Genomic DNA, 26,703 nt, shown 5'->3' with positions numbered 1-26,703 from the left:
GGTTTTTGATACTTGTCATTTTTGGCCTGGGCAACGCGCGATGCGGCATCACTGCGACTTTCCGTTATGCTGAGCTATCCGTGCCAAAAATGTCTGCGCCGGTTCGACACGCAGGTCGGGGCAGAAAGGGATGATAATAGCCGCAGAAGCGACCGCTGAGATTATAGCAGTAGCTCTGCTCAGCCCGCCAGCGCTGTTACTGCGCCCGCTTGTTTAATAAATAGACGGACATTTACCGCGCGGAAAAACAGTAATATGCACCGTCATCGCGCACGGAATCAGCATTGTTGGTTGTAACGCAGCGCGGCTTTATCGACAATAACGGCCAAATTTGCTTTAACTTCACTTTTTTATCTGTCGAACGCATAGCCGCAACGGCAGGATGAAAGCTATGCTGTTAACCAAACTCGACGTCGCCATTAGCGCCTGTTGGTTCGCGATGTTATTTATCCCCGGGAAAAGGGGGGATTCGGCAACATTAACAGGAGTAAGCGTGCCACGATTTCATCTCTATTGTATTGCTTGTTTGCTGGTGGCCGCGCCTGGCGCGCAGGCCGCAAGCCTTCGCTTACAGCTTGAAGGGTTAACCGGGGATCTACAAAAAAACGTCAGGGCGCGGCTCTCTACGATCGATACCGACGAAGTCACCGCCGACGGTCGTTTCCGCGCGCGCGTTAAAACCGCTATCGAAGAGGGGCTGCACGCGCTGGGTTATTACGAACCCGATATCGATTTTGAAAGCCGTCCCGCACCGGCAAACGGCGGCAGGCCGGTACTGATTGCGCGCGTTTCAGCAGGCGAGCCGGTAAAAATTGCTGGCAGCACGATTATTCTGCGCGGCGATGCGCGTAATGACGCAGAGTATCAGCAGTGGGTAAAAGAGGGGCGGCCTGAAAACGGCACCATTCTTAACCATGGTAAATATGAAAGCTTTAAAAAGGGCTTTACCAACCTGGCGCTGCGCAACGGCTATTTTGACGGCGACTTTAAGAAAAGTCAGTTGGGCGTCTCCGTTAAGCGACGTGAAGCGTTCTGGGATCTCGATTATGACAGCGGTAAACGCTATCGCTTTGGCGACGTCACCTTTGAAGGCTCGCAGATTCGCGATGAATATCTGCAAAACCTGGTGCCGTTCCACGAGGGCGATTATTACAGCTCGCGCGACCTGGCCGAGCTAAACCGACGCTTATCAGCGACCGGCTGGTTTAATTCAGTGGTGGTCGCGCCGGAATTTGATAAAACCACGCCGGATAAAATTCTGCCGCTGAGCGGCGTGGTTTCGCCGCGCACTGAAAATACTATCGAAACCGGGATCGGCTACTCAACCGATGTCGGGCCGCGTCTGAAAACCACCTGGCGTAAGCCGTGGGTGAACTCGCGCGGGCACAGTCTGGCTACCAGCGCCAACATCTCCGCCCCGGAGCAGCAGCTTGATTTTAGCTATAAGGTGCCGCTGCTGAAAAATCCGCTGGAACAATATTATTTGATTCAGGGCGGCCTGAAACGTACCGATCTGAACGATACCAAAGCGGATTCCACCACGCTGGCGCTGTCGCGCTACTGGGATAACAGCTCCGGCTGGCAGAAAGCCATTAACCTGCGCTGGAGCCTGGATCACTTTACCCAGGCGAACGTAACCAATACCACTATGCTGATCTATCCTGGCGTCAGCGTTAACCGTACCCGCTCGCGCGGCGGGTTAATGCCCACCTGGGGCGACTCGCAACGCTATTCGGTAGATATTTCTGATACCACCTGGGGTTCGGATGTCGATTTCCTGGTGTTACAGGCGCAAAACGTCTGGATCCGCACGCTGGCGGATCGGCATCGCTTTGTGGTGCGCGGCAACCTCGGCTGGATTGAAACCAACGACTTTGAAAAAGTCCCGCCGGATCTGCGCTTTTTCGCCGGTGGCGATCGCAGCATTCGCGGTTACAAATATAAAGGCATCTCGCCGCGCGATGATGACGACAAACTCACCGGTGCGTCGAAACTGGCGACCGGCTCGCTGGAGTATCAATACAACGTGACCGGCAAGTGGTGGGGCGCGGTATTCGTGGATTCCGGCGAAGCGGTGAATGATATCAAGCAAAGCAACTTTAAAACCGGCGCCGGTATCGGCGTACGTTGGGCTTCACCGGTCGGACCCATTAAGTTCGATCTGGCGCGGCCGATTGGCGATAAAGAGGAACACGGATTGCAGTTTTACATCGGACTGGGGCCTGAATTATGAAGCTATGGAAAAAGGTCCTGATTGGCATTTTGATCTTTTTAGCGGTGCTGTTGGGCGGCCTGTTGCTGCTGGTTGGCACCACGCCCGGCCTGCATCTGTTGTTGAACGGCGCTGCGCGCTGGGTGCCGGGGCTATCTATCCAGCAGGTGGACGGCGGCTGGCGTAATCTGACGCTAAAAGGCGTGAAGTATGAAATGCCTGGCGTCACGGTAAACGCCGGTGAGTTTCATCTGGCGGTGCAGCTGGGCTGCCTGAAAAATTCCGCGTTCTGCGTGAACGACCTGGGGCTGAAAGATCTTAACGTGGTGGTCGACAGCAGCGAAATGACGCCTGCCAGCGCGCCGCCGCCGGAAGAAGAGAGCGGCAGCGGGGAAATCAGCACGCCATATCCGATTACGCTGCGTCATCTCAGCCTGCACAATATCAATCTCAAAATTGATAATACGGCGGTTTCCCTGCTCGATTTCTCCACCGGTCTGCACTGGCAGGAGCGGGCGCTTACCCTAACCCCAACGCGTATTCAAAGCCTGCTGATCGCGCTGCCGAAGGCGGCGCAGGTTGCCGATGAACAGGTGGTGCAGCCGAAGGTTCAGCAGCCGCAGCCGCAAGAGAAGCCGCTGGGCGAAACGCTGAAGGCGATGTTCGAACAGCCGCTGCTGCCCGCGATGCCCGATTTCCGTCTGCCGCTGGATATTGAGGTGCAGGAGATCGTCGGCGAGCAGCTACGCATCACCGGCGATACCGATCTGGCGATAAACCGGTTGCTGCTCAAGGCAAAAACGCAGGATCGCCTGTTACAGCTGCAAACGCTGGATATCGATTCGCCGCAGGGGCAGCTTAACGCCAGCGGGCAGGCGCAGCTGGCCGGCGACTGGCCGGTAGACCTTAATCTGAACGGCGCGTTAAACGTCGAGCCGCTGAAGGGCGAGAAGATCAAAATGACGCTTGGCGGTGCCATGCGTCAGCAGTTACAGCTGAGCGTTAATCTCTCCGGCCCGCTCAATGCGCAGCTCAGCGGACAAACCGAGCTGGCTACCGTTGGCCTGCCGTTACAGTTAAAACTGACCAGCCCGCAGCTGCGCTGGCCGCTAAGCGGCGCAACGCAATATCAGGCAGATAACCTGGATTTCAGCTTCAGCGGCAAGGCCACCGACTATGTGATGTCGCTGCGTACCGCGTTGAAAGGGGAGGCGATTCCGCCTGCCGATCTGGCGCTGGATGGCAAGGGCAACGTTGAACAGTTCAGCCTCGATAAACTGCGTTTATCAGCGTTGCAGGGCCATGCCGATCTCAGCGGGCTGGTGGACTGGAGCAAGGCGATTAGCTGGCGCAGCGAACTGACGCTGAACGGCATCAACACCGCGCGGGACTATCCCGACTGGCCCGCCACGCTGGAGGGTAAAATCACCACGCGCGGCAGCCTGTACGGCGGCAGCTGGCAGATGCGCGTACCGGAGCTGCAGTTACGCGGCAAGGTAAGGCAGAATGCGGTTTCCGCACAGGGCACGCTGTATGGCAACAGCTACAATCAGTGGAATATTCCCGGCATTAAGCTGGTGCTGGGGCGCAACAATGTTGATCTGAAAGGTGAGCTGGGCGATGCGCTTAACCTGGACGCCAACATTGATGCGCCGCATCTGGATAATGCGCTGCCCGGCCTTGGCGGCGTGGCGAAAGGCACCATCAAAGCGCGTGGCACGCTACAGGCGCCGCAGCTGCTGGCTGATGTCACCGCCACTAACCTGCGCTGGCAGGAGCTGACCATCGCGCGCGTACGGCTGGATGGCGACGTGAAATCCAGCGACCAGGTCGCCGGTAAGCTACAGCTGCGGGTTGATCGTCTGAAGCAGGCGGCGCTGGCGATTAATCAGCTGACGCTCAATGCCGACGGCAACGAGCAGAAACACCAGCTGAAGCTTAATGTTAACGGCGATCCGGTCTCCGGCCAGCTGGCATTAAACGGCAGTTTCGATCGCCAGCAGCAGCGCTGGCAGGGCACGCTGAATAACACCTTCTTCGATACGCCGGTCGGTGAATGGCGTTTAACCCGCGCCATCGCTATCGATTATCACAACGCGCAACAAACCGCGACCATTGGCGCGCACTGCTGGCGCAATCCGAATGCGCAGCTGTGCGTGCCGCAGCCGATTGAGGCGGGGCCGGACGGCCATGCGCGCGTAACGCTAAATCGCTTCGATCTGGCAATGATCAAGCCTTTCCTGCCAGCAGAGACGCAGCTGGTGGGCGTATTCAACGGCGATGCCGATGTGAGCTGGCACAGCGACGGCGCGCTGCCTACCGGACGAGTAGCGCTGAAAGGCAATGGCGTTAAGGTTACCCAGGATGTGCAGGGCAACGCGCTGCCCATCGCCTTCGATACCCTGAACCTCAATGCCGCCCTGCGCGACGGCCAGGCGCAGCTGGAGTGGCTGCTGCGCATTGCCAATAACGGGCAGTTTGACGGTAAGGTACAGGTAAGCGATCCGCAAAACCGGCGCACGCTCTCCGGTAATATCAACATCAACAACCTGTCGCTGGCGCTGCTCAACCCGGCGCTAATGCGCGGCGAGCAGGTCGCCGGAATGCTTAACAGCAACCTGCGTCTTGGTGGGGATCTGCAAAAGCCGTTGGTTTATGGTCAGTTGGGTTTGCGTAATGTCGATGTGGAAGGCAGCTTTATGCCGGTTGACCTCACCAGCGCCAACCTGAGCATGGTGTTTAACGGCATGAGCTCAACGCTGGAAGGCCTGATCCAAACTGCACGCGGGCAGATTAACCTTGATGGCAACGCCGACTGGAGCCAGCTGGATAACTGGCGCGCGCATATTGCCGCTCGCGGCGATCGCGTACGCGTCACCGTTCCGCCGATGGTGCGGATGGATGTCTCGCCCGATCTGACATTCGATGCTTCGCCCGCTGCCTTTACGCTGGATGGTAAGGTGGATGTGCCATGGGCGCGGATTACGGTTCAGGAAGTGCCTGAGAGCGCGGCTGGCGTCTCTTCTGACGAGGTGCTGCTGGATGAAAACCTGCAACCGATCGCGCCGCAAACGGCGGCTATCCCAATCAACAGCAACCTGATTATTCATGTCGGCGATGATGTGCGCCTCAGCGCCTTTGGCCTGAAGGCGAAGCTGAACGGCGATCTCAAGCTGGTACAGGATAAGCGCGGCCTGGGGCTGAATGGTCAGATCAATATTCCGTCCGGCCGCTTCCATGCCTACGGGCAGGATCTGCTGGTGCGTAAAGGCGAGCTGCAGTTCGCCGGTCCGCCGGATCAGCCTTATATCAATCTGGAAGCGATTCGTAATCCGGAAGCGACCGAAGATGATGTCACCGCCGGGTTGCGCGTCACCGGGCTGGCGGACGAGCCGAAAGCGGAAATTTTCTCCGATCCGGCGATGTCGCAGCAGGAGGCGCTCTCTTACCTGTTGCGCGGGCAGGGACTGGACGCTGACGGCGACAGTAACGCACTGACTTCTGCCCTTGTTGGTTTAGGGGTTGCGCAAAGTGGTCAAATTGTGGGTAAAATCGGCGAGACCTTTGGCGTTAGCAATCTGGCCCTTGACACCGCCGGTGTTGGCGATAGCCAGCAGGTGCAGGTCAGCGGTTATGTGCTGCCGGGTCTACAAGTAAAATATGGTGTAGGTATCTTCGATTCACTGGCGACGTTAACGTTGCGTTATCGCCTGATGCCTAAGCTTTATTTAGAAGCGGTGTCCGGCGTTGACCAGGCACTCGATTTGCTCTATCAGTTTGAGTTTTAGCAATGCGAATAATTGTCTATGGCAGTTTACGGCGCAAACAGGGAAACAGTCACTGGATGACTAACGCGCAGTGGCTCGGCGATCATCAGATCGTCGGCTACGATCTTTACAACATAGGCCTTTACCCGGGCGTCGTGCCGGGTGAAGGCTCCGTGTATGGTGAAGTTTATCGGATTGATGCCAGTACGTTAGGTGAGTTGGACGCGCTTCGAACCCGCGGCGGGGAGTATAAACGCCAGCTGATTCAGACGCCGTACGGCAGCGCCTGGCTGTATGTTTATCAACGTTCGGTAGCAGGATTGACTCATATCCCCAGCGGCGACTGGCTGCAACGGGATGAGGCGTCATCAGGTGAATAAAAGGCCACCTCCTTTGGAGGTGGCCTTATTTTTATTAAATGTATCTTTAACTACTGCATGTGCCCATGATCCGAAACCGCCGCCACTCGGACGATCAACAACCCAGTATTTTCCCGGCGGTATAGGCCCTTCGTTAGGAATTATTGCGCAGCCACCCCGGTTTTTATAAGCACCGCGGCCAGAGAAAGCCATAAACGTTCCCACTCCGTAGAACATTAACGGTGAATAATCTGCGTCGTTAAGGGTGAATCTTCCTTGCAAAGGCATCGTTAACGACTGCCTGTAGTAGGAATTAAGCATCAGAATAATTTAATTAGTCCTGCTCCAGCCCCAACAATAGGGCCATTTAATCATCAAATTCTGCTAATGCCGTCAAAAAACCGTCAGCAGAGACAGGCTCAGTCAGATTGAGCGCAAACGGCCTTTGGCCGCCAGGAGATGCTCAACGCGGCCCATAAAAAAAACACCGCCCTTTAGAGGCGGTGTTTTTTGGTCATCATGGTGAGAAACCGCTCACCCGATGGGCATTACTTCTTCGCTGCACGTTCGAAAGAGGTACGGATCTCTTCTTTCGCCGCTTCTGCGTTATCCCAACCGTCAACTTTCACCCACTTGCCTTTTTCCAGATCTTTGTAGTGCTCAAAGAAATGGGTAATCTGGGCGCGCAGCAGTTCCGGCAGATCGTTCACATCTTTAATGTGATCGTATTCTTTAGAAAGCTTGGTGTGCGGTACGGCAACCAGCTTCGCATCTTCGCCCGATTCGTCGGTCATTTTCAGTACGCCAACCGGACGGCAGCGAATTACTGAACCCGGCTGCAGCGGATACGGCGTCGGCACCAGAACGTCAACCGGGTCACCGTCCAGGGACAGCGTGTGGTTGATATAACCGTAGTTGCACGGATAGAACATGGCCGTTGACATAAAGCGGTCAACAAACAGCGCGCCAGACTCTTTATCGACTTCATATTTGATCGGATCGGCATTCGCCGGGATCTCGATAACGACATAGATATCTTCTGGCAGGTCTTTACCGGCAGGAACCAGGTTCAAACTCATCTCGCTTTCCTTCATTCGTCATAAGTTGAGTGACGGCTATTATAGCCAACTGACAATGAAAGTATGCCCCCTTTTTCCGCTTTCGGAATGCTCCAGCCGTGGTTATTTATTGAAAATAAACAGCGAAACCAGTCCGGCGGCGATCAGCGGGCCGACCGGCACGCCGCGAAACAGGGAAACGCCGATAATGGTGCCGATCAACAGGCCGCCGACAATGGTGGGCTGGCTGCTCATCAACGCCACGCCGCGCCCGCCCAGCCAGGAAACCAGGATGCCGACGGCAATTGCCAGCAGCGATTTCCAATCGAGAAAAGATTTCAGCAGCGTACTGACCGGCAGCGAGCCGCTAACCAGCGGCGACAGCACGCCAATGGTCAGAATAATGATCCCGAGGGTCAGCCCCTGTTTTTCTATATAGGGAAAGAATTGCGCCAGCGGCGTTAATTTAATCACCAGCAGCGCGGCGACAGAGATCGTCACGGCGGTGTTATGAACCAATAAACTCAATCCACCAAGAACCAGCAAAATAACTATTGAGGCAAAAGCCGTCATTGGACGCTCCCTGAGCAGGCAACAAAGAAAAGTCACTATAACAAGGATTTGGCTTTTTCGGTTTTCAGGGCAGCACTTTCTGTAGGCAAAAAAGGCCGCCAGCAGCGCGGGCAGCCTCGTTTATCGCTTAAGCCTGATGATTGTCCGGGTATTCGCGAATAAAGCGCTCTACGTCATCGACCATCGCGTTATTGCCGACAAAGAACGGGCAACGCTGATGCAACGCTTCCGGCTGCAGATCGAGGATACGGTTTTCCCCGTCGCTGGCTTTGCCGCCAGCCTGCTCGGCGAGAAAGGCCATCGGGTTGCACTCATACAGCAGGCGCAGCTTACCGGTAGGATGGCTGGCGGTGCTAGGATAAAGGTAGATGCCGCCCTTCAGCAGGTTGCGGTGGAAATCCGCCACCAGCGAGCCGATATAGCGCGAGGTATAAGGACGATGCGTCGCTTTATCCTCTTCCTGACAGAACTTCAGGTATTTCTTCACGCCCTGCGGGAAACGAATATAGTTGCCTTCGTTAATGGAGTAGGTGTAGCCCTGCTCCGGGAACATCATGCGTTCCTGGCTCAGGCAGAATACTCCCAGCGACGGATCGTAAGTAAAGGCATGAACGCCGCAGCCGGTGGTGTAAACCAGCATGGTTGATGAGCCATAAACCACATAACCAGCAGCAACCTGCTTATTACCCGGCTGCATAAAGTCTGCTTCGGTAACCGGCGTGCCAGGCGGCGTCACGCGGCGATAAATAGAGAAAATCGTGCCGACCGAGACGTTAACATCGATATTCGACGAGCCATCCAGCGGGTCCATTAACACCACGTATTTACCGTTTTCCACGCCTTCGAAGATAACGATTTCGTCCTCTTCTTCCGATGCGATACCGGCTACGATGCCGCGCGCTTTTAACGCCGCTTTCAGTTTTTCATTAGCGAACAGGTCGAGCTTCATCTGCTGCTCGCCCTGAACGTTTTCCACGCCGCTGGCGCCCAGAATATCAACCAGCCCGGCTTTATTAATATCGCGGTGGATAATTTTAGCGCCGAGCTTAATAGCGGAGATCAGCGCCGTCAGTTCACCTGTGGCATGCGGAAAGTCGTGTTGCTTCTCGACGATGAATTCGCCTAATGTTTTCATAACACAATCCCTGAATCTACGATGGAGTGGCAGCATAGGGTACAAAGCTGCAACGTATGCCATCGCAGTTTAACGGAATGAAGCGCAAAGACCATAGGTCAAATCCGTTTCTTCCCGCGCCGCTCGGCGCTACACTGTGCCCCGAAACTTTTCGAAAACGGATCTTTTATGCGTATTCATATCCTTGGTATCTGTGGCACTTTTATGGGCGGGCTGGCGATGCTGGCGCGTGCGATGGGCCATGAAGTTACCGGCTCTGACGCCAACGTTTATCCGCCCATGAGCGTGCTGCTGGAGAATCAAGGCATTGATTTGATTCAGGGTTACGATGCCAGTCAGCTCGATCCGACGCCTGATTTAGTGATTATCGGCAATGCGATGACGCGCGGCAACGCCTGTGTGGAAGCGGTGCTGGAGCGCAATATTCCCTATATGTCAGGGCCGCAGTGGCTGCATGATTTTGTCCTGCGCGACCGTTGGGTGATCGCCGTGGCGGGCACCCATGGTAAAACCACCACCGCAGGCATGACAGCGTGGATTTTACAGGCCTGCGGGCTGGAACCGGGGTTTGTTATCGGTGGCGTGCCGGGAAATTTCTCAGTATCCGCAACTTTAGGAAAAAGCCCATTCTTCGTGATCGAAGCTGACGAGTATGACTGCGCCTTTTTCGATAAACGCTCCAAGTTTGTGCATTATTGCCCGCGCACGTTGATTCTGAATAACCTCGAATTCGATCACGCCGATATTTTTGACGACCTGCGCGCCATTCAGAAACAGTTCCATCATCTGGTGCGTATCGTGCCGGGGCAGGGCAAAATTCTGCTGCCGGAGCACGATACCAACCTGAAACAGGTAATGGCGATGGGCTGCTGGAGCGAGCAGGAAACGGTCGGCGAAAACGGCCACTGGCAGGCGAAAAAACTGACGCCGGACGCCTCTCGCTGGGAAGCCTGGCTGGATGGCGAACGCGTCGCGGAAGTGAACTGGTCGCTGGTGGGCGAACACAACATGCATAACGGCCTGATGGCGATTGCCGCCGCGCGTCACGTTGGCGTGAAACCGGACGATGCCGGACGCGCGCTGGATGCGTTTATCAATGCGCGCCGCCGCCTCGAGCTGCGCGGCGAGGCCAACGGCATTAACGTCTACGACGACTTTGCCCATCATCCTACCGCGATAGTGGCGACGCTGGCTGCGCTGCGCAGCAAAGTGGGCGGCACCGCCCGCATTCTTGCCGTACTGGAGCCGCGCTCCAACACCATGAAGCTGGGCGTCAGCAAAGACGATCTTGCGCCAGCGCTTGCCCGTGCCGATGAGGTGTTTCTGTTCCAGCCGCACCATATCCCCTGGCAGGTAGCGGAAGTGGCGGATGCCTGTATTCAGCCCGCGTTCTGGAGCGCCGATATCGATGCGCTGGTGGAGCTGATTGCCAAACATGCGCATCCGGGCGATACCATCCTGGTGATGAGTAACGGCGGTTTTGGTGGGATTCATCAGAAACTGCTGGATCGCTTAGCGAAGTAACGCTTGATGGCGCGCGCAAGCGCGGCGGACGTGAAAAGCCCGCGCTACGCTCAGGTTAGAGAGCGTAGCGCGGTTACTGCAGGCAACAACTTAAGCGGTTTCAGCCAGTTCGCGCAGATACTGGAAGATCTGGCGATAGGACTTCGGCGGCTTGTTGGCGGCCTTTTCTTTTTGCGCATTGCGGATCATGCTGCGCAGCTGCTGGCGGTCGGCATGGGGATAGAGGTTCAGCACCTCAGCCATCGCATCATCGCCCTGTTCCACCAGACGATCGCGCATCGCTTCCAGCTTGTGGAACAGCGCAACCTGCTGATTATGCCGGTTTTTCAGCTTATCCAGCGCCTGGTAGATCGGATCGGGATCGCGCGCGCGCAGCAGTTTGCCAATCAGCTGTAGCTGACGGCGGCGGCCCTCTTTTTTAATGCGCTGCGCCAGCTCGATCGCGTCGCGCAGCTCTTCATCCAGCGGCAGGCGATCAAGGGAGTTTTTCCCCAGCTCAACCATCTCCGCGCCCAGGCGTTTTAGCTCCTCGGCATCACGTTTAATCTCACTCTTACTGACCCAGATAATCTCTTCATCTTCTTCTTCTTGATTATCGGGTACGTCGTCGAGCCACTCTTCGGGGTGTTTCGTCATTATCAGGCTCCTGAAAAAGAGGCTAATGCTATCAGGTTACGCGGCTACTGCGAAATTGTTCTCTGACTCTGTTAGACTCCAGATAAGGATACAACTCGCGCGTTGCCTTGTAATGGCTGCGGCCAGCAGAGGCAGACCGTACTCATCATATTATGGTAGATCAATGAAAATACTCACTCAGGTTGCAGAACAACGTAAAGTGCTGGAGCAGGCAGTCGCCCAGGCGCTGGAGCTGGCGAAAGCAAGTACCGACGGCGCTGAGGTAGCGGTCAGTAAAACCACGGGTATTGGCGTCAGTACCCGTTATGGTGAGGTAGAAAACGTTGAGTTCAACAGCGATGGCGCGCTGGGTATTACTGTTTATTATCAAAACCGCAAGGGCAGCGCCTCGTCCACCGATCTGAGCAGTGACGCGATCAAGCGCACCGTGCAGGCGGCGGTAGATATCGCCCGTTACACCTCACCCGATCCTTTTGCCGGGATGGCCGATCGCGAGCTGCTGGCCTTTGACGCGCCGGATCTCGATCTGTTCCATCCGTGGGAGATCGATCCGGACAAAGCGATCGAGCTGGCGGCGCGTGCCGAGCAGGCTTCGCTACAGGCGGATACGCGTATTACCAATACCGAAGGCGGCAGCTTTAACAGCCACGTCGGCATCAAAGTGTTCGGCAACAGCCACGGCATGCTGCAAAGCTACAGTTCCAGCCGTCATTCGCTCTCCAGCTGCGTGATCGCGGAAGCGGAAGGCGATATGGAGCGTGATTATGCCTATACCATCGGCCGCGCTTTAGACGACCTGCAGTCGCCGGAGTGGGTTGGACAAGAGTGCGCACGGCGTACGCTGTCACGCCTGGCGCCGCGCAAGCTGCCAACGATGAAAGCGCCGGTGATCTTTGCATCGGAAGTCGCTACCGGCCTGTTTGGTCATCTGGTGGGGGCCATCAGCGGCGGCAGCGTTTATCGCAAATCCACCTTCCTGCTGGATGCGCTGGGCACCCAGATCCTGCCGGAATGGCTGACCATTGAAGAAAAACCGCACCTGCTGAAAGGGCTGGCCTCCACGCCGTTCGACAGCGAAGGCGTGCGCACCCAGGATCGTGAAATCGTTAAAGCGGGCGTGCTGCAAACCTGGCTGCTGACCAGCTACGCCGCGCGTAAGCTGGGCCTGCAAAGCACCGGTCACGCTGGCGGCATTCATAACTGGCGCATTGCCGGTCAGGGCAGCAGCTTTGACGACCTGCTTAAGCAGATGGGCAAAGGGCTGGTGGTGACTGAGCTGATGGGCCAGGGCGTAAGCGGCATCACCGGCGACTATTCACGCGGCGCGGCAGGCTTCTGGGTAGAAAACGGTGAAATTCAGTATCCGGTAAGCGAAATTACCATTGCCGGTAATTTAAAAGATATGTGGCGTAATATTGTCACCGTTGGCGACGATATTGAAACGCGCAGTAATATTCAGTGCGGTTCCGTGCTGCTGCCGGAAATGAGTATCGCCGGGCAATAACGGCAAAATATAATCACCGGGCGCCTTAGCGTGCCCGGTTTTTTTTATCTCTTTTTCTGAACAACCTTATTATTTTTCTCTCAGCATTTTATTCACCGCCTCCGCCTCCTTCCCTCTATAGATATTCATAACCTTTTCTTATTGTTGATCAAAAATCATTTACTTTTGGCTGGGATTTTCCCGGTTTATTTGCGCGTTTATGCGTAAATGCTGGCTAATCGCCGAATCAAATGGCGTCCTTTGCCGCTTATTACGCGCAAAATAACTTTTTTGCGACCTCGCGCAGCGAACGCGCGGTTATTTCCACTTTGTGGCGGAAAAAGTCGGGCTACAAACCCTGTGGGGATAGCGCTACTTTGTTTTCAACACGAATAAATGGACATTCAGGCAATCAGGAGTGGGAAAGGTGAATAACAGTGCGGTGCAAAATTCGGTTAGCGACGCAGAGATCGACGCGCTGGCCGAGCGGGTAAAGCAACAGATAGACCAGCTCTTTGCGGCAGAGGCTATTTATCCCAATGCGGTGCAGCAGCAAATGTTGGCCTCCCACGTACGCGCGATGGCGCTGCGTTCATTAACCGGCGAGCCGCTGCCGGAGGTGGAGGCCGAACTGTTTGAGGATATCTCGCCTGAATCAATGCGGCTGGCGCAGCAGGTGGTCGATCTGTTTGGCAACCTGCCGCGTGAAGAGGCATGGCTGCTTTCAGTGCATTTTGAAGTAGCGAAATCAAATTAATCAGCGGCAGGCCAGCGCCCGCCCGCAGTAAGCAAACTCAACAGAAGGAACGCAACATGGTAACCGTAGTGATTGGCGATCGTTTAGGTAAAGGACAAAAAGTCGCGGCCGGCATTGAAAAAGCGGGCGGACGCGCGGTAGTGGTGCCTGGCGTGGCGGCGGATATGAAGCTGGGCGATGTCATGAAAGCGGAAAACGCTGATTTCGGCATCTCTTTTTGCGGCAGCGGCGGCGCGGGCGCGATTACGGCGCAAAACAAATATGGCTATAAGGCCAAACACGGTATGCGCTCGATTGATGAAGGCGTAACGGCCATTAACGAAGGCGCCAACGTACTGGGATTTGGTTTTATGGATAAAGAGGAATTGGGCGAGAAGCTGGTGCTGGCCTGGAATAAAAAGTACGGCAGCTAAGTATGAAACAGCAATACACCACCTCCGTTCAGGTCAGCGGCAAAGGCGATACGCAAAGCAGAGCCTTTGCCGATGCGCTCAGCCATGTGCAGCACAAGGTGCTGCAATCCACTCAGAAAGTCTTGCTACGCATCGAGCCACAGGACGTAAAGGTTATTCGTGCGCAGCAGAGCGTCAGAAAAGAGAGGTTTCTGTTTTTCTTTCTGCCGCGTGAACGACGGAATTACAGCGTAGAGCTGGACATTACCGTCAACGTGACCGTGATTGATACCGACAAGGTGGATTTTACCGTCGTGTAATAAAAACGTTAGGCGATAAGACATAAGGAAAGACTGATGTTTTTAATTATTTTGCTTAAGTCGCTGGTGATTGGCGGGCTGGTAGGCGTGGGCGTCGGCGCAGGTGCCGCACGTATGTTCCATGCGCCAACCTCTCAAGGCATGGGCGCATTTCGAACACTGGGCGAACTTAACTCCTGTGAAGGCGATCCCGCTTCTCACTTCTCTTTTGGCCTCGGCTTCTTTTTTAACGCCTGGGCCTCTTCCGTGGCCGCCGGTTCTTTTACCCAGGACGTTGACCACCGCATTATCCCTAACTGGGGCGCGGCAGCGTTAATGATCAAAAACCGTAACGTCGCCGAAACGCTGCACGATCCGAAAAAAATGGCGATCGCCTGCGGTCTTATCGGCATGTTTGTGGTGGCCTTTTTGAACTCAACCGCCTCGGCGGTACCGGAAGCGCTACAGGTTACGGCGGTGAAGGTGCTGGTGCCGGCCGCTAACCTGCTGGTTAACACCGTGATGCCGGTGATTTTCTGGCTGGCGGCGATCGATGCCGGTAAAAAATCGGGCTTTTGGGCGACGATTTTCGGCGGCCTGGCGCAGCTGATCATGGGCAACGCCGTACCGGGCCTGGTGCTGGGTATTTTGATCGGTAAAGGCGTGGAAGAGAGCGGCTGGAACAAAGTCACCAAAGTGATGATGGTCTCCATTGTGCTGCTGTTTGTGTTGAGCGGTTTCTTCCGCGGCTTCGACATGAAACTGCTGGAATCTTTCCAGCTGGGCGTGCCGGGCTGGCTTGAGATGATTCACAACGGCCTGAGCGGAAAATAAGCGGGAGCATACGATGAACGAGACGAAAAGTGGATTTTGGTACGCCGACTGGTCCTTCCCGATCTTTGTTGGCCTGCTTTCCGCCGGGGTATTCGCCGGGACGCATATGTATTACCTGTACGGCATCGGCGCCTTTAACGAAGTGGCCTTTGTCTCCATGCTGCGCGCCGGAATGGAAACCGGTGCCTATGGCGCGGTAGCCGCCTTTGGCGCCAGCTTCCTGTTTGCGCGCATTATCGAAGGCTCGCTGGTCGGCATTCTGGATATCGGCGGCGCGATTCAAACCGGCGTTGGGCTGGGCGTTCCGGCGCTGCTGCTGGGCGCAGGCATTATCTTTCCGGTGGCTAATTTTGCCGCCTCACTGGTCACCGGCCTGATTATCGGCCTGGCGATTGGCTACGTGATTATTCTGGCGCGTAAATTCACCATCAACCAGAGCGATTCCACCTACGGCGCAGACGTGATGATGGGCGCGGGCAACACCTCCGGGCGCTTCCTCGGCCCGTTGATTATCCTCTCGGCGATGGGCGCATCGATTCCTATCGGCCTGGGATCGCTTGTCGGCGCGCTGGTGTTTTACCTGTGGAATAAACCGATCACCGGCGGTGCGATTCTGGGAGCAATGGTGCTGGGCGCGATCTTCCCGGTAGCGCTGTAAACCGTAACGGGCCTGCCCCAGAGGCTGGCCCGTCAAAGGAGTTGTTATGTTCGATCTGATTATTCGCCGTGCCCGACTGGTTGATGAACGGCTGGTTGATATCGCCATTCAGGATGGGAAAATCGCTGCGGTTGGGCAGGTATCAGGCAGCGCAAAACAGGAACGGCGACTGGATGGCACCGTTTACCTCAGCGCAGGCTGGATTGATTCACACGTTCACTGCTATCCCAAATCACCGATTTATCATGATGAGGCGGACAACATTGGCGTCGCCACCGGCGTTACCACCGTGGTGGATGCGGGCAGCACCGGCGCGACTGACGTTGACGATCTCCATCAGCTCACGCGTAAGGCGCAAACCCAGGTTTATGCGCTGCTGAATATCGCCCGCACCGGCATCACTACGCAAAATGAGCTGGCCGATCTGAGCCAAATTGATAAGCCCGCCGTCAGCGCAGCATTGCAGCGCCTGCCCGATTTTATCATCGGGCTTAAGGCGCGCATCAGCAGCAGCGTCGTGGGGGAGAACGGCATCCGTCCGTTGCAGCTGGCAAAAGAGATTCAGCAAGAGAACCACGGCCTGCCGTTGATGGTGCATATCGGCAATAACCCGCCGCATCTGGATGAGATCGCCGCACAGCTGACCGCAGGCGACATCATTACCCACTGCTATAACGGCAAACCGAACCGTATTTTGACGCCGGAAGGCGAACTGCGACTGGCGGTGAAAAACGCGTTGCAGCGCGGCGTGCGGCTGGATGTCGGCCACGGCAGCGCCAGCTTCAGTTTTGAGGTGGCGCGGCGCGCCATCGCCCAGGGCATTCTGCCCGATACCATCAGCTCCGACATCTACTGCCGTAACCGCATCGAAGGGCCGGTCAAGAACCTGGCGCACGTGATGTCGAAGTTCTTCAGTCTCGGTATGACGCTGCCGCAGATTATCGACTGCGTGACCTGGAAAGCGGCTGATGGGCTGCGTCTGGCGCATAAAGGGCGGCTGGAGCCAGGTTTTGATGCCGATCTTACGCTGTTTACGCTGAGCAATGAGGAGCGTTTGCAGCGCGATTCAGAGGGTGAAACCGTACAGGGCCAGCGGCATTTTATCCCGCTGGCGGCGGTGGTTGCCGGGCAGTGGAATGTTACCGAGGAAGGGAAAGCAAAAAATGTCTTCGATCTATGAAAAATATCACCTGAAACAGGTGATCAACGCTTCCGGGCGCATGACGATTCTTGGCGTCTCTACGCCTGCGGCGGACGTGGTGGATACGGTGAAATATGGCCTGAACCACTATTTTGAAATGAAAGATTTGGTGGATAAAACCGGCGCCTATATTGCGAAACTGCTTGGCGCAGAAAATGCGCTGGTGGTCTCCTGCGCCTCCGCCGGTATGGCGCAGTCGGTAGCGGCGGTGATTGTTAAAGATAATGCCTGGCTGCTGGATAATTTACACGCCGCGCCGCTGACCGTGCCGCATGAAATTGTGCTGCCGAAAGGGCATAACGTGAACTTTGGCGCGCCGGTGGGCACCATGGTGACACTGGGCGGCGGCCGTCTGGTGGAAGCGGGATATGCCAATGAATGTACGCCGGAGCAGCTATCTGCGGCGATAACGCCGCAAACGGCGGCGATTCTCTATATAAAATCGCATCATTGTGTGCAGAAAAGCCATCTGAGCGTTGAGCAGGCGGCGGTGGTGGCGCGTAAACACCAGGTGCCGTTAATTGTCGATGCCGCCGCGGAAGAAGATTTGCAGCGTTACTACCAGTGCGGTGCCGATCTGGTGATCTACAGCGGCGCTAAGGCGATTGAAGGGCCGACCAGCGGTCTGGTGGTCGGCAAACATCAGTACGTTGAGTGGGTTAAACGCCAGTCGTCCGGTATCGGCCGCGCGATGAAGGTGGGTAAAGAGGGCATTCTCGGCCTGACGCAGGCGATTGAAAACTATCTGACGCGCGAGAAAGAGAGCGGGGCGCAGATGGTGGAAAAAATGACGCCCTTTATCGACCATCTTAACGGCCTGAATGGCGTTAACGCCCGTGTGGTCTGGGACGCCGCCGGACGCGATATTGCCCGCGCGGAGATCCATTTTGACGAAGCGGCTATCGGTCAGACCACCGGCGAGCTGGTACAGGCGCTGAAAAACGGCGCGATCGCTATCTATTTCCGTGGTTACAAAGCCAATGAAGGCATCGTAGAAGCGGATGTGCGCAGCGTAACGCCGGAGCAGTTGAACACCATTTTTCTTAGCATCAAAGCTTTGCTTACAGGAGAGAAACACGCATGACGCTGACGCCTGATTTTTACCATAACCGGGTTTGCCTGAACGTACTGGCAGGATCAAAAGATAACGCGCAGGCGATCTGGCAGGCGGCTGAAGGCCATGTGCTGGTTGGCGTACTATCGAAAAACTACGCCAGCGTGGCAAGCGCCGTCGAAGATATGCGTCAGTACGCTGCGCTGATTGATAACGCGCTTTCCGTTGGCCTGGGCGCGGGCGATCCGCGTCAGTCGGCGATGGTCAGCGAGATCGCCCGTGAAGTGCAGCCGCAGCACGTCAACCAGGTGTTTACCGGCGTCGCCACCAGCCGCGCCCTGCTGGGGCAGCAGCAAACCGTAGTCAACGGTCTGGTCTCACCCACCGGCACGCCGGGCAAGGTGAAAATTTCCACCGGACCGTTAAGCGCGCAGGCAGCAGATGCGATCGTGCCGGTTGAAACTGCGATTGCCATGTTGAAAGATATGGGCGGCAGCTCAATTAAATATTTTCCCATGGGCGGCCTGCAAGCGCGGGAAGAGTTTACCGTAGTGGCGCAGGCCTGCGCCGAACACGATTTCTGGCTGGAGCCGACCGGCGGTATCGATCTGGATAACTATGAAGCGATCTTACAGATCGCGCTGGACGCGGGCGTCAGTAAAATCATTCCGCATATTTACAGTTCCATTATCGATAAAGCCTCTGGCGATACGCGGCCGGAGGATGTCAAAACACTGCTGGCGATAACCAAAAAGCTGGTGGGCTAACGTCGCGGCAAAGCGGCGTAACGGCAATTTACTACGGGATAACACTATGCGAAAACAGCTGATTACCGCCTTGTCTGTCGCGTTGTTTGGCGTTGCGCCGCTGGCTGCGGCGGCTTCTTTTGCCTTTGTCGGCACTTACCAGCCGCACGGTGAGGGCGTTTATCGTTTCAGGATCGCCCCGGATGGCTCGCTGCATGATAAAACGTTGGTGAGTAATCTGCATAACGCCGCGCAGCTGACGGTGAACGCGCAGAAAAACGTGCTGTATGTCGCCAGTGAAAGCGACCCAGGGACGATCGCCGCTTACCGCCTGGCGCAGGATGGCAGCCTGACGGCGATCAATCAGGTCAGCTCTGTTGGCAGCGGGCCGGTTTATCTTGCGCTGACGCCTGATGGCAAACATTTGCTGGTGGCTAATTATGTCAGCGGTTCCGTTGCCGTGCTGCCGGTGCGCACAGACGGCGGGCTGGAGCAGGCCAGCGATTGGCATCAGCATCAGGGCGCGCCGGGCGCCGCCCAGCCGCAGGCCGCCGTTGAGGGCAGCTTTGCCAGCAGCGATCATGACGGGCCGCATGCCCATATGATCGCCAGCGATCCGCAGGGGCGCTATGTGTTCAGCACCGACTTAGGGTTAGATCGTCTTTATCAGTATCGCCTCGAGCAGGGCAAGCTGACGCCAAATACGCCGCCGTGGCTGGCCGCCTCCTCTGCGGGCGCAGGGCCACGCCATTTTGTTTTTGCGCCAGACGGCAAAGGGCTGTGGCTGATCAATGAAGAGGCGTCGACCCTTACCTGGTATCGTCTGAATGCGCAGCAGGGGACGCTGACCGAGGGCGCAACCGTCTCTTCTCTGCCGCCGGGTTATAAAGGCACCAGCTTTGCATCCGGCCTGGCGATAGATCGGCGCGGCAAGCATCTGTATGTGCTGAATCGCCTGCATAACAGCATTGGTCATTTCCAGATTGAAACTAGCGGGACGTTGACGCCGATTGAACATGTCTGGACGCGCGGCGACTATCCGCGCACGCTGACGCTATCTGAAGATGGCAAAACCCTTTATATCCTTAATCAACGCAGCGACAACATCACGCGATTTTATATCGACAGCGACAGCGGAAAGCTGCGTTTTAGCGATGATTACACCGCGATTGGCGCGCCGTCTCAGATGGTGATTGTGCCATGATAGCGAATTAATTTGCCGCGCCGATGCGCTGCCAACCGGGGAGATGCCGTGAGATTTCCAAACCAGCGACTGGCTCAGCTATTTGATACTTTGCAAAAAGAGACGCTGCCGCAGGATGAGCTGGCGCGGCGTTTTGCGGTTTCGACGCGCACCGTGCGCACCGACATTAATATGCTTAACGAGATGCTGGCCGAGCACGGCGCGCTGTTTGTGCTGTGTCGCGGCGAAGGCTATCAGCTGCGCATCCTGGATTCGGCGCGCTATCAGCGCCTGACGCAGCAGTCTCCGGCACATTTGCGTATTCCCCGCACCTCAACGGAGCGTATTCACTATCTGTTGACGCGTTTCCTGACGTCGGCCTGGGCGATCAAGCTGGAAGACCTGGCGGAAGAGTGGTTTGTCAGCCGCGCCACGCTGCAAAGCGATATGGCGGAGGTCAGGGAGTGGCTCAGCCGCTATCAGCTCACTATTGAGGCGCGTCCGCGTTACGGCATGAAGCTGTTCGGCAGCGAGATGGCGATCCGCACCTGCCTGACCGATCTGCTTTATCAGATTGCGCAGGAAAACAGTGAAAACCCACTGTTGCAGATGGAAGCGCTCAATAGCGGCATGTTGCTGACGCTGCAGCCGCTGCTATTACAGTGTTTCGCGCGCTTCAATATCCGCATGACCGACGAGGGCGAGCTTTATTTACGCCTCTACTGCGCCGTTGCGGTACGCCGTATCAGCGAAGGCTATCCGCTCTCCGATTTCAGCGCCGACGAAGTAGACAGCGATGTGCAGGCGGCGGCGCGCCATATCATCAATCTGATGCGGCCGATTACCGGCAAAGTGATTGCCCCCGCGGAAGAGGCCTGGCTGCGGCTCAACATCGCCGCCCGGCGGGTAGAAGAGATCGCGCCCAGCGCTATCAGCGCTGACGACGGCGATTCGCTGGTGGACTATATCCTTAGCTATATCAATACGCACTACAACTATAATCTGCAAAACGACCAGCAGCTGCGCGCCGACTTGCTGACGCATATTAAAACCATGATCACCCGCGTCCGCTATCAGATCACCATTCCCAATCCGCTGCTGACCAATATCAAACAACACTATCCCATGGCCTATGACGTGACGCTGGCGGCGGTTTCCAGCTGGAGTAAATATACGCCGTATGTGATCAGCGAAAACGAAATCGGTTTTCTGGTGCTGCATATCGGCGTTGGGCTGGAGCGCCATTATAATGTAGGCTATCAGCGTCATCCGCAGGTGATGCTGGTGTGCGATACCGGCAATTCAACCGTACGCATGATTCAGGCCATGCTGCTGCGTAAGTATCCACAAATTGTGGTGACGCGCATTATTTCGCTGCGTGAGTATGAGATGCAGCAGAGCATTGAAGAGGATTTTGTGATCTCCACCGTGCGGCTCAGCGAGAAGGGCAAGCCGATTGTCGTGATGTCGCCTTTTCCTACTGATTATCAGCTGGAACAGCTGGGGAAACAGGTGCTGGTGGATCGCACCAAACCCTATATGCTGGAGCGCTTTTTCGACCAGCGTCATTTCTGCATTATCGATCGGCCAATGGAGCAGGCGCAGCTGTTCCGCCTGCTGTGTCAGCAGCTGGAGCAGGAAGGATTTGTGGATGAGACCTTTTATCCCTCGGTTGAAGAGCGCGAGGCGATCCTCAGCACCATGCTGGGCGAGGGGATAGCGCTGCCACACTCGCTGGGGCTGCTGGCGAAAAAAAGCGTGGTCTATACCGTGTTAGCGCCGCAAGGCATTGTCTGGGGCGAGGAGACCGCCTATGTCATTTTCCTGCTCGCCATCAGCAAGGATGATTATGAGGAAGCGATGGCGATTTACGATCTGTTTGTTACCTTTATGCGCGAGCGCGCCATGACGCGCCTGCGCGACAGCAGTGATTTCGCCAGCTTTAAAAGCGTGGCGCTGGACTGTTTAAGTCGGCTATAACCCAGAGCCGGGAGAAATAGCTTGATGAATATGGTTATGACCTTTTGCTTACTGAGCATAAAATCATCATTTTCAGCATCGCGATTAACTAATCGATCCGATTAAAGTGAAATGTTTTGATATTCAGGAAATCTGGATAAAGGATGTTAACGTACGTAATAATAAACTGCTCCATATTTTCAGGGTTGGAGAATGAAAACTCACCGGAATTAGGATCAAAAAAACGGTACTCGTTTGATTGCTTATAACATTGTGCAGCTATCGCGTGTCCTGTTCCCTCTTTAGGGTCCAGCATCATTAAACTAAATATGCTATTTTGGACATCTATTCCGTCCGGCACGCTTAATCTGGGCCGTAAGCCGCGATCCAGTAAATATTCCTCTATCAGGCGCGGGTTAGACAATTTTAGCGTTAGAACTTCATTTAAGCCTTCCGGCGATGCGGTATCGCTAAAAAAACTAATCCTGTGAAATTTATCGCCACACCATTTAAACGATAAGCTGCCACATAGCCCGTCCTGACCAATTTGAACATTAGACAAAATAGTTTCAGTCTGTGACCATGCCGTGCTATGTTTTCCCCCAAACTGTTCAGTGAAGTTTTGCAGGCAAACGGGGGATTTGATCAACTGTCGCAATATCCGCTGCGTATTTTTTGGATTGAGGCTCCGTTCATCACTGAACTTTTTAAAACGTTTTTCCAGCGCAGTTGAAACATCCGCTGGTAAATCACGCTTGATCGCAGACAGTAACTCACCATAGCTTTTGGGTAATGCGGTAATATTTACCCCCAGCATATTTAATTTTTTGACGGCGATCGCTTTTTGATTAGCGCCAACGGGCCGGAAATCAGGCTGCCTGAGAACAACCTGTTGCTCCTCTTCTTTAGCCTTTTTATTTTGCAAAGCGATATTAGCTGACTGCTGTTCGAGGATTTTTCTTTCCTGATTGTGATCGCCTGTTACTGAAGGATTATAATTTGAATACGTTAATTTATTCAGCAGTTGTTTAATTGCGTTTTTTTTAATTTCGTTATCTGATGTCGCTATCGTTTTATGTAAGCGCCGCAGGGTCAAATTAGAGAGGCCAACGTTGCTCAATTTTTGGAGCTTTTTTAATTCACGAGTAGAAATATTAAGGTCAAAAAGGTTACGTGCTGCGGCGGAATTTATAATTTTCATGGAAATTGCATCCTGTTTTATATTAATAGCTCTAATAAGCACCCTAAATTTACAGGGTTAAACGGTGTATATAACATTTCTTTTCCGGATTTACTTTCAAAAAAAAGTCATCCAGCATCCGCTTCACACAACAAAACGCTTTGTGGACGCGTATAAAGACGTTAAGTAAAAAATAAATCAGAAGGAATGATAAAAGTGCCGGATACTAACGAAACGAGTTTTGATAATGAAAGAATTGGTGTCGGTTTTTTCGGTTTGCTAACAGGATTAAATCGCGGCGGGTAGTTGCTTATTTGCTATAAGCGGAGAGTCTCTTGCGAGACTCGCTGCTATTTTTAAGGCGAACAATAGCTGGTGCTGTTCGCTATCACCCCGCCGAAGCGGGGTTTGATAAAGAGTGAAGCTGACCGTTAAGCCGGGTTCTGTCGTGGACAGTCATTCATCTAGGCCAGCAATCGCTCACTGGCTCAAGCAGCCTACCCGGGTTCAGTACGGGCCGTACCTTGTGAACCCCTATTTGGCCTTGCTCCGGGTGGAGTTTACCGTGCCACGAACTGTTACCAGCCGCGCGGTGCGCTCTTACCGCACCCTTTCACCCTTACCTGTGCTCACGAATGAGCCATCGGCGGTTTGCTCTCTGTTGCACTGGTCGTAGGCTTGCGCCTCCCAGGCGTTACCTGGCACCCTGCCCTATGGAGCCCGGACTTTCCTCCCCTCTGCCCGTCTCCCCCCGAAAGAGGACGACGACAAAGCGGCGACTGTCTGGTCAGCTTCGGCGCGCAGTATAGAGGTTTTACGCGCCGCTGTCACTCTTCACGACTTCATCTGAACCAAAACCACCTTGATCCCGCTTTTACGCAATCCTTCGAGGCTTTCCGCCGGGATCCCGTCATCAACAATAATCATATCGATGCGTTGCGTATCAATAATCTTGTGCAAGCTTGAGCGGTTAAATTTCGTGGAATCGGTCACGACAATAATCCGTTCCGCCACTTCACACATCCGGCGATTAAGACGCGCTTCGTCTTCATTGTGGGTGCTTACCCCGCGCTCCAGATCGATGGCATCGACGCCCAGGAACAGCAGATCGAAATGGTAATTCTGCAAAGATTGCTCCGCCCGATCGCCGTAAAACGACTGCGACTGACGCCGCAGGTGGCCGCCGGTCATCAGCAGCTCCACGCCTTCAGCGTCCAGCAGCGCGTTGGCGACGTTCAGGCCATTCGTCATAACAATCACATCGGTATGCTGATGCAACAGGCGGGCGATTTCATACGTGGTCGTGCCTGAATCGAGAATAATGCGGTGCCCCGGATGAACCAGCGCCGCCGCCGCCTGCGCAATGCTACGTTTCACCGCGGTATTCAAAGCGCTTTTATCCTCTACGGACGGCTCGCTGCCCGGCGTATTGCTGTCGCAAATCAGTGCGCCACCGTAAGCGCGTACGGCGATCCCCTGTTTTTCAAGAAACGCCAGATCGTTACGAATCGTCACCGTCGAAACGCCGAACAGGGCGGAGAGATCGTTAACCTGCACGCTTCCCTGCTGCCGCAACCGCTGAATAATGTGCTCTCGCCTTTCGCTGGTGCCAGGCACACGCTTTTCTGAGGAAGGGTCGCTGCTGCTCATGAGAAATCCTTTGGTTAAGACTTTCGTTTCATTTCTTTTTACATATTAAGGCCTTTCTTTTACCAGAATGCAACCCCGCTAACACTGGATAAATCTGTATATATCGCCATAAACCTTTTCATTATGTTTCTTTTGTGAAACGGATCGGAAAACCATTTTCTTTCGTTTTATTTTTATAACGCCATGATGCAGTATCAAGCGAAACAAAACGAAAGTTTATGGTCATGACTATCCAGAATGGAGAGGAAAGTGAAATATCTCACAACAATGGCGAAACAGCACAAGCACGGGCAAAGCAACGGGATTTACGCCGTTTGCTCCGCGCATCCACTGGTACTTGAAGCAGCAATTCGTCATGCCCACGCCGAGCGCACGCCGCTGTTGATTGAGGCAACGTCTAATCAGGTGGATCAGTTCGGCGGCTATACCGGCATGACGCCCGCTGATTTTCGTAGCATCGTCTGCGGGCTGGCCGATTCGCTCGGCTTTCCATCGTCACTGCTTATTCTCGGCGGCGATCATTTAGGCCCTAACCGCTGGCAGCATCTGCTGGCCGCTGAGGCTATGGCTAATGCGGATGCGCTGATTAAAGCCTATGTCGCGGCGGGCTTTAAAAAAATTCACCTCGATTGCAGCATGTCGTGCGCGGACGATCCGGTGCCGCTAACCGATGAAATCGTTGCTGAACGTGCGGCGCGGCTGGCGAAAATTGCTGAAGCCACCTGTGGCGAATGCTTTGGCGAATCGGATTTGGTGTATGTCATCGGCACCGAAGTGCCGGTACCCGGCGGAGCGCACGAAACGCTGGCGGCGCTGCAGGTGACCACGCCCGATGCAGCACGTGCCACGCTGGAAGCGCACCGCCACGCTTTTGAGAAACAGGGGTTAAACGCGATCTGGCCACGCATCATTGGGCTGGTGGTGCAGCCGGGCGTTGAATTCGACCACGCTAACGTTATTGACTACCAGCCGCAAAAAGCCACCGCGCTGAGCGCCATGGTAGAGGCGTATGACACGCTGGTCTTTGAAGCGCACTCCACGGATTACCAGACGCCGCAGGCGCTGCGCCAGCTGGTAAAAGATCACTTCGCCATTTTAAAAGTTGGCCCGGCGCTTACCTTTGCGCTGCGCGAAGCGCTGTTTGCGCTGGCGGCAATAGAAGAAGAGCTGCTGTCGGCCAAAGCCTGCTCCGGTCTGCGTCACGTACTGGAAAGCGTGATGCTCGACCGCCCGGAATACTGGCAAAACCATTACCACGGCGACGGTCATGCGCGTCGGCTGGCGCGTGGCTATAGCTACTCCGACCGCGTGCGCTACTACTGGCCGGACAGCCAAATCGACGAGGCTTTCGCGCGCCTGGTGCAAAACCTGGCCGATGAGCCGATTCCACTGCCGCTGATTAGTCAGTATCTGCCGCTGCAATACCGGAAAGTGCGCGCTGGAGCGCTTAACGCCACGCCGCGAGACCTGATTATCGACCACATTCAGGACATTTTGCGTCAGTACCACGCCGCCTGCGTGGGCATGACCGCCTGTAACGCATAACAACGAAAAGGAAAACGCTATGCCAAACATTGTCTTAAGCCGTATTGATGAACGTCTGATTCATGGCCAGGTCGGCGTTCAGTGGGTCGGATTTGCCGGGGCGAATCTGGTGCTGGTCGCAAATGATGAGGTGGCGGAAGATTCGGTTCAGCAAAATCTAATGGAAATGGTGCTGGCTGAAGGGATTGCCGTACGCTTCTGGTCGCTGCAAAAGGTTATCGAAAATATCCATCGCGCCGCCGATCGGCAAAAAATCCTGCTGGTTTGTAAAACGCCCGCTGACTTTCTGCGGCTGGTGGAGGGCGGCGTTCCCGTTACCCGTATCAATGTCGGGAATATGCATTACGTTGATGGCAAACGGCAGGTTGCCAAAACGGTTTCCGTTGACGCTGACGATATCACGGCTTTTAACGGCCTGAAGGCCGCCGGGGTGGCCTGTTTTGTTCAGGGCGTTCCGACGGAACCCGCTCTGGATCTCTTTAAACTGCTTTGAGGGGT

Annotated in this window: 24 protein-coding genes and 1 other RNA gene; 17 read left to right on the top strand and 8 right to left on the bottom strand. The window is 55.1% G+C overall.

The window, feature by feature from the left end:
- Positions 1-493 precede the first annotated feature (493 nt).
- Genes tamA through J2X14_RS18480 form a run of 3 tightly spaced genes read left to right on the top strand, consistent with a single transcriptional unit; the run spans position 494 to position 6,359 of the window.
- Entirely contained in the window at positions 494-2,233 is a 1,740-nt protein-coding gene (gene tamA / locus J2X14_RS18490; RefSeq protein ID WP_352412642.1) for an autotransporter assembly complex protein TamA, read from the top strand.
- A complete protein-coding gene (tamB, locus tag J2X14_RS18485; protein ID WP_352412641.1) occupies positions 2,230-6,000 on the top strand; it encodes an autotransporter assembly complex protein TamB in 3,771 nt (1,256 codons plus the stop codon). The genes tamA and tamB overlap by 4 nt, the downstream gene beginning before the upstream one ends.
- A 2-nt stretch (positions 6,001-6,002) precedes the next feature.
- Positions 6,003-6,359 (top strand): gamma-glutamylcyclotransferase family protein, encoded by a 357-nt coding sequence (locus tag J2X14_RS18480; RefSeq protein WP_352412640.1) that lies wholly within the window; start codon positions 6,003-6,005, stop codon positions 6,357-6,359.
- Here J2X14_RS18480 and J2X14_RS18475 read toward each other — a convergent pair.
- The 4 genes from J2X14_RS18475 to fbp all read right to left on the bottom strand — a co-directional run bounded on the left by J2X14_RS18475 (position 6,348) and on the right by fbp (position 9,104).
- The gene (locus J2X14_RS18475; protein WP_352412686.1) at positions 6,348-6,551 is read right to left on the bottom strand and encodes a tlde1 domain-containing protein; all 204 of its coding nucleotides are present in this window, start codon (positions 6,549-6,551) and stop codon (positions 6,348-6,350) included. The genes J2X14_RS18480 and J2X14_RS18475 overlap by 12 nt on opposite strands.
- Positions 6,552-6,886: 335 nt before the next feature.
- Positions 6,887-7,417: an inorganic diphosphatase gene (gene ppa / locus J2X14_RS18470; RefSeq protein WP_352412639.1), complete on the bottom strand. Its 531-nt coding sequence runs from the start codon at positions 7,415-7,417 to the stop codon at positions 6,887-6,889.
- Positions 7,418-7,519: 102 nt separating this feature from the next.
- Positions 7,520-7,969 (bottom strand): DUF441 domain-containing protein, encoded by a 450-nt coding sequence (locus tag J2X14_RS18465; RefSeq protein ID WP_352412638.1) that lies wholly within the window; start codon positions 7,967-7,969, stop codon positions 7,520-7,522.
- A 127-nt stretch (positions 7,970-8,096) separates the two neighbouring features.
- On the bottom strand, positions 8,097-9,104 hold the full coding sequence (gene fbp, locus J2X14_RS18460; protein WP_352412637.1) for a class 1 fructose-bisphosphatase: 1,008 nt from the start codon (positions 9,102-9,104) through the stop codon (positions 8,097-8,099).
- A gap of 168 nt (positions 9,105-9,272) precedes the next feature.
- On the opposite strand from fbp, the gene mpl reads away from it, so the two are divergent.
- Positions 9,273-10,628, top strand: coding sequence for a UDP-N-acetylmuramate:L-alanyl-gamma-D-glutamyl-meso-diaminopimelate ligase (gene mpl, locus J2X14_RS18455; protein WP_352412636.1), 1,356 nt, complete (start codon positions 9,273-9,275; stop codon positions 10,626-10,628).
- 90 nt (positions 10,629-10,718) lie between these two features.
- Here the strand turns inward: mpl and yjgA are convergent, their stop codons facing one another.
- Entirely contained in the window at positions 10,719-11,264 is a 546-nt protein-coding gene (gene yjgA, locus J2X14_RS18450) for a ribosome biogenesis factor YjgA (RefSeq protein ID WP_352412635.1), read from the bottom strand.
- Positions 11,265-11,427: 163 nt separating this feature from the next.
- Between yjgA and pmbA the strand changes: the two genes are divergently transcribed.
- The 11 genes from pmbA (at position 11,428) to J2X14_RS18395 (ending at position 21,851) form a co-directional block, all read left to right on the top strand.
- Positions 11,428-12,768 carry a metalloprotease PmbA gene (pmbA, locus tag J2X14_RS18445; protein WP_352412634.1) on the top strand — a complete coding sequence of 447 codons (1,341 nt, stop codon included), beginning with the start codon at positions 11,428-11,430 and terminating at the stop codon, positions 12,766-12,768.
- 406 nt (positions 12,769-13,174) lie between these two features.
- Positions 13,175-13,504 (top strand): glycine dehydrogenase, encoded by a 330-nt coding sequence (locus tag J2X14_RS18440; RefSeq protein ID WP_352412633.1) that lies wholly within the window; start codon positions 13,175-13,177, stop codon positions 13,502-13,504.
- A gap of 56 nt (positions 13,505-13,560) precedes the next feature.
- On the top strand, positions 13,561-13,917 hold the full coding sequence (locus tag J2X14_RS18435) for an SFCGS family glycine-rich protein (RefSeq protein WP_085069919.1): 357 nt from the start codon (positions 13,561-13,563) through the stop codon (positions 13,915-13,917).
- 2 nt (positions 13,918-13,919) lie between these two features.
- Positions 13,920-14,216 carry a DUF4312 family protein gene (locus J2X14_RS18430; RefSeq protein WP_352412632.1) on the top strand — a complete coding sequence of 99 codons (297 nt, stop codon included), beginning with the start codon at positions 13,920-13,922 and terminating at the stop codon, positions 14,214-14,216.
- A 36-nt stretch (positions 14,217-14,252) separates the two neighbouring features.
- Positions 14,253-15,029, top strand: a complete 777-nt coding sequence (locus J2X14_RS18425) for a DUF4311 domain-containing protein (protein WP_352412631.1) — start codon at positions 14,253-14,255, stop codon at positions 15,027-15,029.
- 13 nt (positions 15,030-15,042) lie between these two features.
- Positions 15,043-15,687, top strand: a complete 645-nt coding sequence (locus tag J2X14_RS18420; RefSeq protein ID WP_352412630.1) for a DUF4310 family protein — start codon at positions 15,043-15,045, stop codon at positions 15,685-15,687.
- A 46-nt stretch (positions 15,688-15,733) separates the two neighbouring features.
- On the top strand, positions 15,734-16,867 hold the full coding sequence (locus J2X14_RS18415; protein ID WP_352412629.1) for an amidohydrolase/deacetylase family metallohydrolase: 1,134 nt from the start codon (positions 15,734-15,736) through the stop codon (positions 16,865-16,867).
- Positions 16,851-17,972, top strand: a complete 1,122-nt coding sequence (locus J2X14_RS18410) for a DgaE family pyridoxal phosphate-dependent ammonia lyase (protein WP_352412628.1) — start codon at positions 16,851-16,853, stop codon at positions 17,970-17,972. The genes J2X14_RS18415 and J2X14_RS18410 overlap by 17 nt, the downstream gene beginning before the upstream one ends.
- Complete coding sequence (gene dagF / locus J2X14_RS18405; protein WP_352412627.1) at positions 17,969-18,709, top strand: 2-dehydro-3-deoxy-phosphogluconate aldolase; 741 nt, start codon at positions 17,969-17,971, stop codon at positions 18,707-18,709. Before J2X14_RS18410 ends, dagF begins: the two co-directional genes overlap by 4 nt.
- A gap of 46 nt (positions 18,710-18,755) precedes the next feature.
- A complete protein-coding gene (locus tag J2X14_RS18400) occupies positions 18,756-19,892 on the top strand; it encodes a lactonase family protein (RefSeq protein WP_352412626.1) in 1,137 nt (378 codons plus the stop codon).
- A gap of 48 nt (positions 19,893-19,940) precedes the next feature.
- The gene (locus J2X14_RS18395) at positions 19,941-21,851 is read left to right on the top strand and encodes a BglG family transcription antiterminator (RefSeq protein ID WP_352412625.1); all 1,911 of its coding nucleotides are present in this window, start codon (positions 19,941-19,943) and stop codon (positions 21,849-21,851) included.
- Between the two features lie 88 nt (positions 21,852-21,939).
- Here J2X14_RS18395 and J2X14_RS18390 read toward each other — a convergent pair whose 3' ends face one another.
- The 3 genes from J2X14_RS18390 to J2X14_RS18380 form a co-directional block, all read right to left on the bottom strand.
- Positions 21,940-23,031 carry a YopT-type cysteine protease domain-containing protein gene (locus J2X14_RS18390; RefSeq protein WP_352412624.1) on the bottom strand — a complete coding sequence of 364 codons (1,092 nt, stop codon included), beginning with the start codon at positions 23,029-23,031 and terminating at the stop codon, positions 21,940-21,942.
- Positions 23,032-23,426: 395 nt separating this feature from the next.
- Positions 23,427-23,805: RNase P RNA component class A (gene rnpB / locus J2X14_RS18385), an RNA gene on the bottom strand.
- 39 nt (positions 23,806-23,844) lie between these two features.
- The gene (locus J2X14_RS18380) at positions 23,845-24,660 is read right to left on the bottom strand and encodes a DeoR family transcriptional regulator (protein WP_352412623.1); all 816 of its coding nucleotides are present in this window, start codon (positions 24,658-24,660) and stop codon (positions 23,845-23,847) included.
- Positions 24,661-24,897: 237 nt separating this feature from the next.
- Here J2X14_RS18380 and kbaZ point away from each other — a divergent pair, with 237 nt between their 5' ends.
- Together kbaZ and agaV are read left to right on the top strand one after the other, a co-directional pair.
- A complete protein-coding gene (gene kbaZ, locus J2X14_RS18375) occupies positions 24,898-26,205 on the top strand; it encodes a tagatose-bisphosphate aldolase subunit KbaZ (RefSeq protein WP_352412622.1) in 1,308 nt (435 codons plus the stop codon).
- Positions 26,206-26,224: 19 nt separating this feature from the next.
- Positions 26,225-26,698 carry a PTS N-acetylgalactosamine transporter subunit IIB gene (gene agaV / locus J2X14_RS18370; RefSeq protein ID WP_352412621.1) on the top strand — a complete coding sequence of 158 codons (474 nt, stop codon included), beginning with the start codon at positions 26,225-26,227 and terminating at the stop codon, positions 26,696-26,698.
- Positions 26,699-26,703 lie beyond the last annotated feature (5 nt).

The organism is Mixta sp. BE291 (assembly GCF_031457955.1).
Classification (GTDB): Bacteria; Pseudomonadota; Gammaproteobacteria; order Enterobacterales; family Enterobacteriaceae; genus Mixta.
Note: the sequence above shows the minus strand (reverse complement) of the source record. Positions and strands in the feature narration are given on the sequence as shown.

Bases quoted from the DNA above. Each gene is read 5' to 3' on its own strand.
- tamB (WP_352412641.1), top strand. From the start codon at position 2,230: ATGAAGCTATGGAAAAAGGTCCTGATTGGCATTTTGATCTTTTTAGCG.
- J2X14_RS18480 (WP_352412640.1), top strand. From the start codon at position 6,003: ATGCGAATAATTGTCTATGGCAGTTTACGGCGCAAACAGGGAAACAGT.
- J2X14_RS18475 (WP_352412686.1), bottom strand. From the start codon at position 6,551: ATGGCTTTCTCTGGCCGCGGTGCTTATAAAAACCGGGGTGGCTGCGCA.
- ppa (WP_352412639.1), bottom strand. From the start codon at position 7,417: ATGAGTTTGAACCTGGTTCCTGCCGGTAAAGACCTGCCAGAAGATATC.
- J2X14_RS18465 (WP_352412638.1), bottom strand. From the start codon at position 7,969: ATGACGGCTTTTGCCTCAATAGTTATTTTGCTGGTTCTTGGTGGATTG.
- fbp (WP_352412637.1), bottom strand. From the start codon at position 9,104: ATGAAAACATTAGGCGAATTCATCGTCGAGAAGCAACACGACTTTCCG.
- mpl (WP_352412636.1), top strand. From the start codon at position 9,273: ATGCGTATTCATATCCTTGGTATCTGTGGCACTTTTATGGGCGGGCTG.
- yjgA (WP_352412635.1), bottom strand. From the start codon at position 11,264: ATGACGAAACACCCCGAAGAGTGGCTCGACGACGTACCCGATAATCAA.
- pmbA (WP_352412634.1), top strand. From the start codon at position 11,428: ATGAAAATACTCACTCAGGTTGCAGAACAACGTAAAGTGCTGGAGCAG.
- J2X14_RS18435 (WP_085069919.1), top strand. From the start codon at position 13,561: ATGGTAACCGTAGTGATTGGCGATCGTTTAGGTAAAGGACAAAAAGTC.
- J2X14_RS18430 (WP_352412632.1), top strand. From the start codon at position 13,920: ATGAAACAGCAATACACCACCTCCGTTCAGGTCAGCGGCAAAGGCGAT.
- J2X14_RS18425 (WP_352412631.1), top strand. From the start codon at position 14,253: ATGTTTTTAATTATTTTGCTTAAGTCGCTGGTGATTGGCGGGCTGGTA.
- J2X14_RS18420 (WP_352412630.1), top strand. From the start codon at position 15,043: ATGAACGAGACGAAAAGTGGATTTTGGTACGCCGACTGGTCCTTCCCG.
- J2X14_RS18415 (WP_352412629.1), top strand. From the start codon at position 15,734: ATGTTCGATCTGATTATTCGCCGTGCCCGACTGGTTGATGAACGGCTG.
- J2X14_RS18410 (WP_352412628.1), top strand. From the start codon at position 16,851: ATGTCTTCGATCTATGAAAAATATCACCTGAAACAGGTGATCAACGCT.
- dagF (WP_352412627.1), top strand. From the start codon at position 17,969: ATGACGCTGACGCCTGATTTTTACCATAACCGGGTTTGCCTGAACGTA.
- J2X14_RS18400 (WP_352412626.1), top strand. From the start codon at position 18,756: ATGCGAAAACAGCTGATTACCGCCTTGTCTGTCGCGTTGTTTGGCGTT.
- J2X14_RS18390 (WP_352412624.1), bottom strand. From the start codon at position 23,031: ATGAAAATTATAAATTCCGCCGCAGCACGTAACCTTTTTGACCTTAAT.
- J2X14_RS18380 (WP_352412623.1), bottom strand. From the start codon at position 24,660: ATGAGCAGCAGCGACCCTTCCTCAGAAAAGCGTGTGCCTGGCACCAGC.
- kbaZ (WP_352412622.1), top strand. From the start codon at position 24,898: ATGGAGAGGAAAGTGAAATATCTCACAACAATGGCGAAACAGCACAAG.
- agaV (WP_352412621.1), top strand. From the start codon at position 26,225: ATGCCAAACATTGTCTTAAGCCGTATTGATGAACGTCTGATTCATGGC.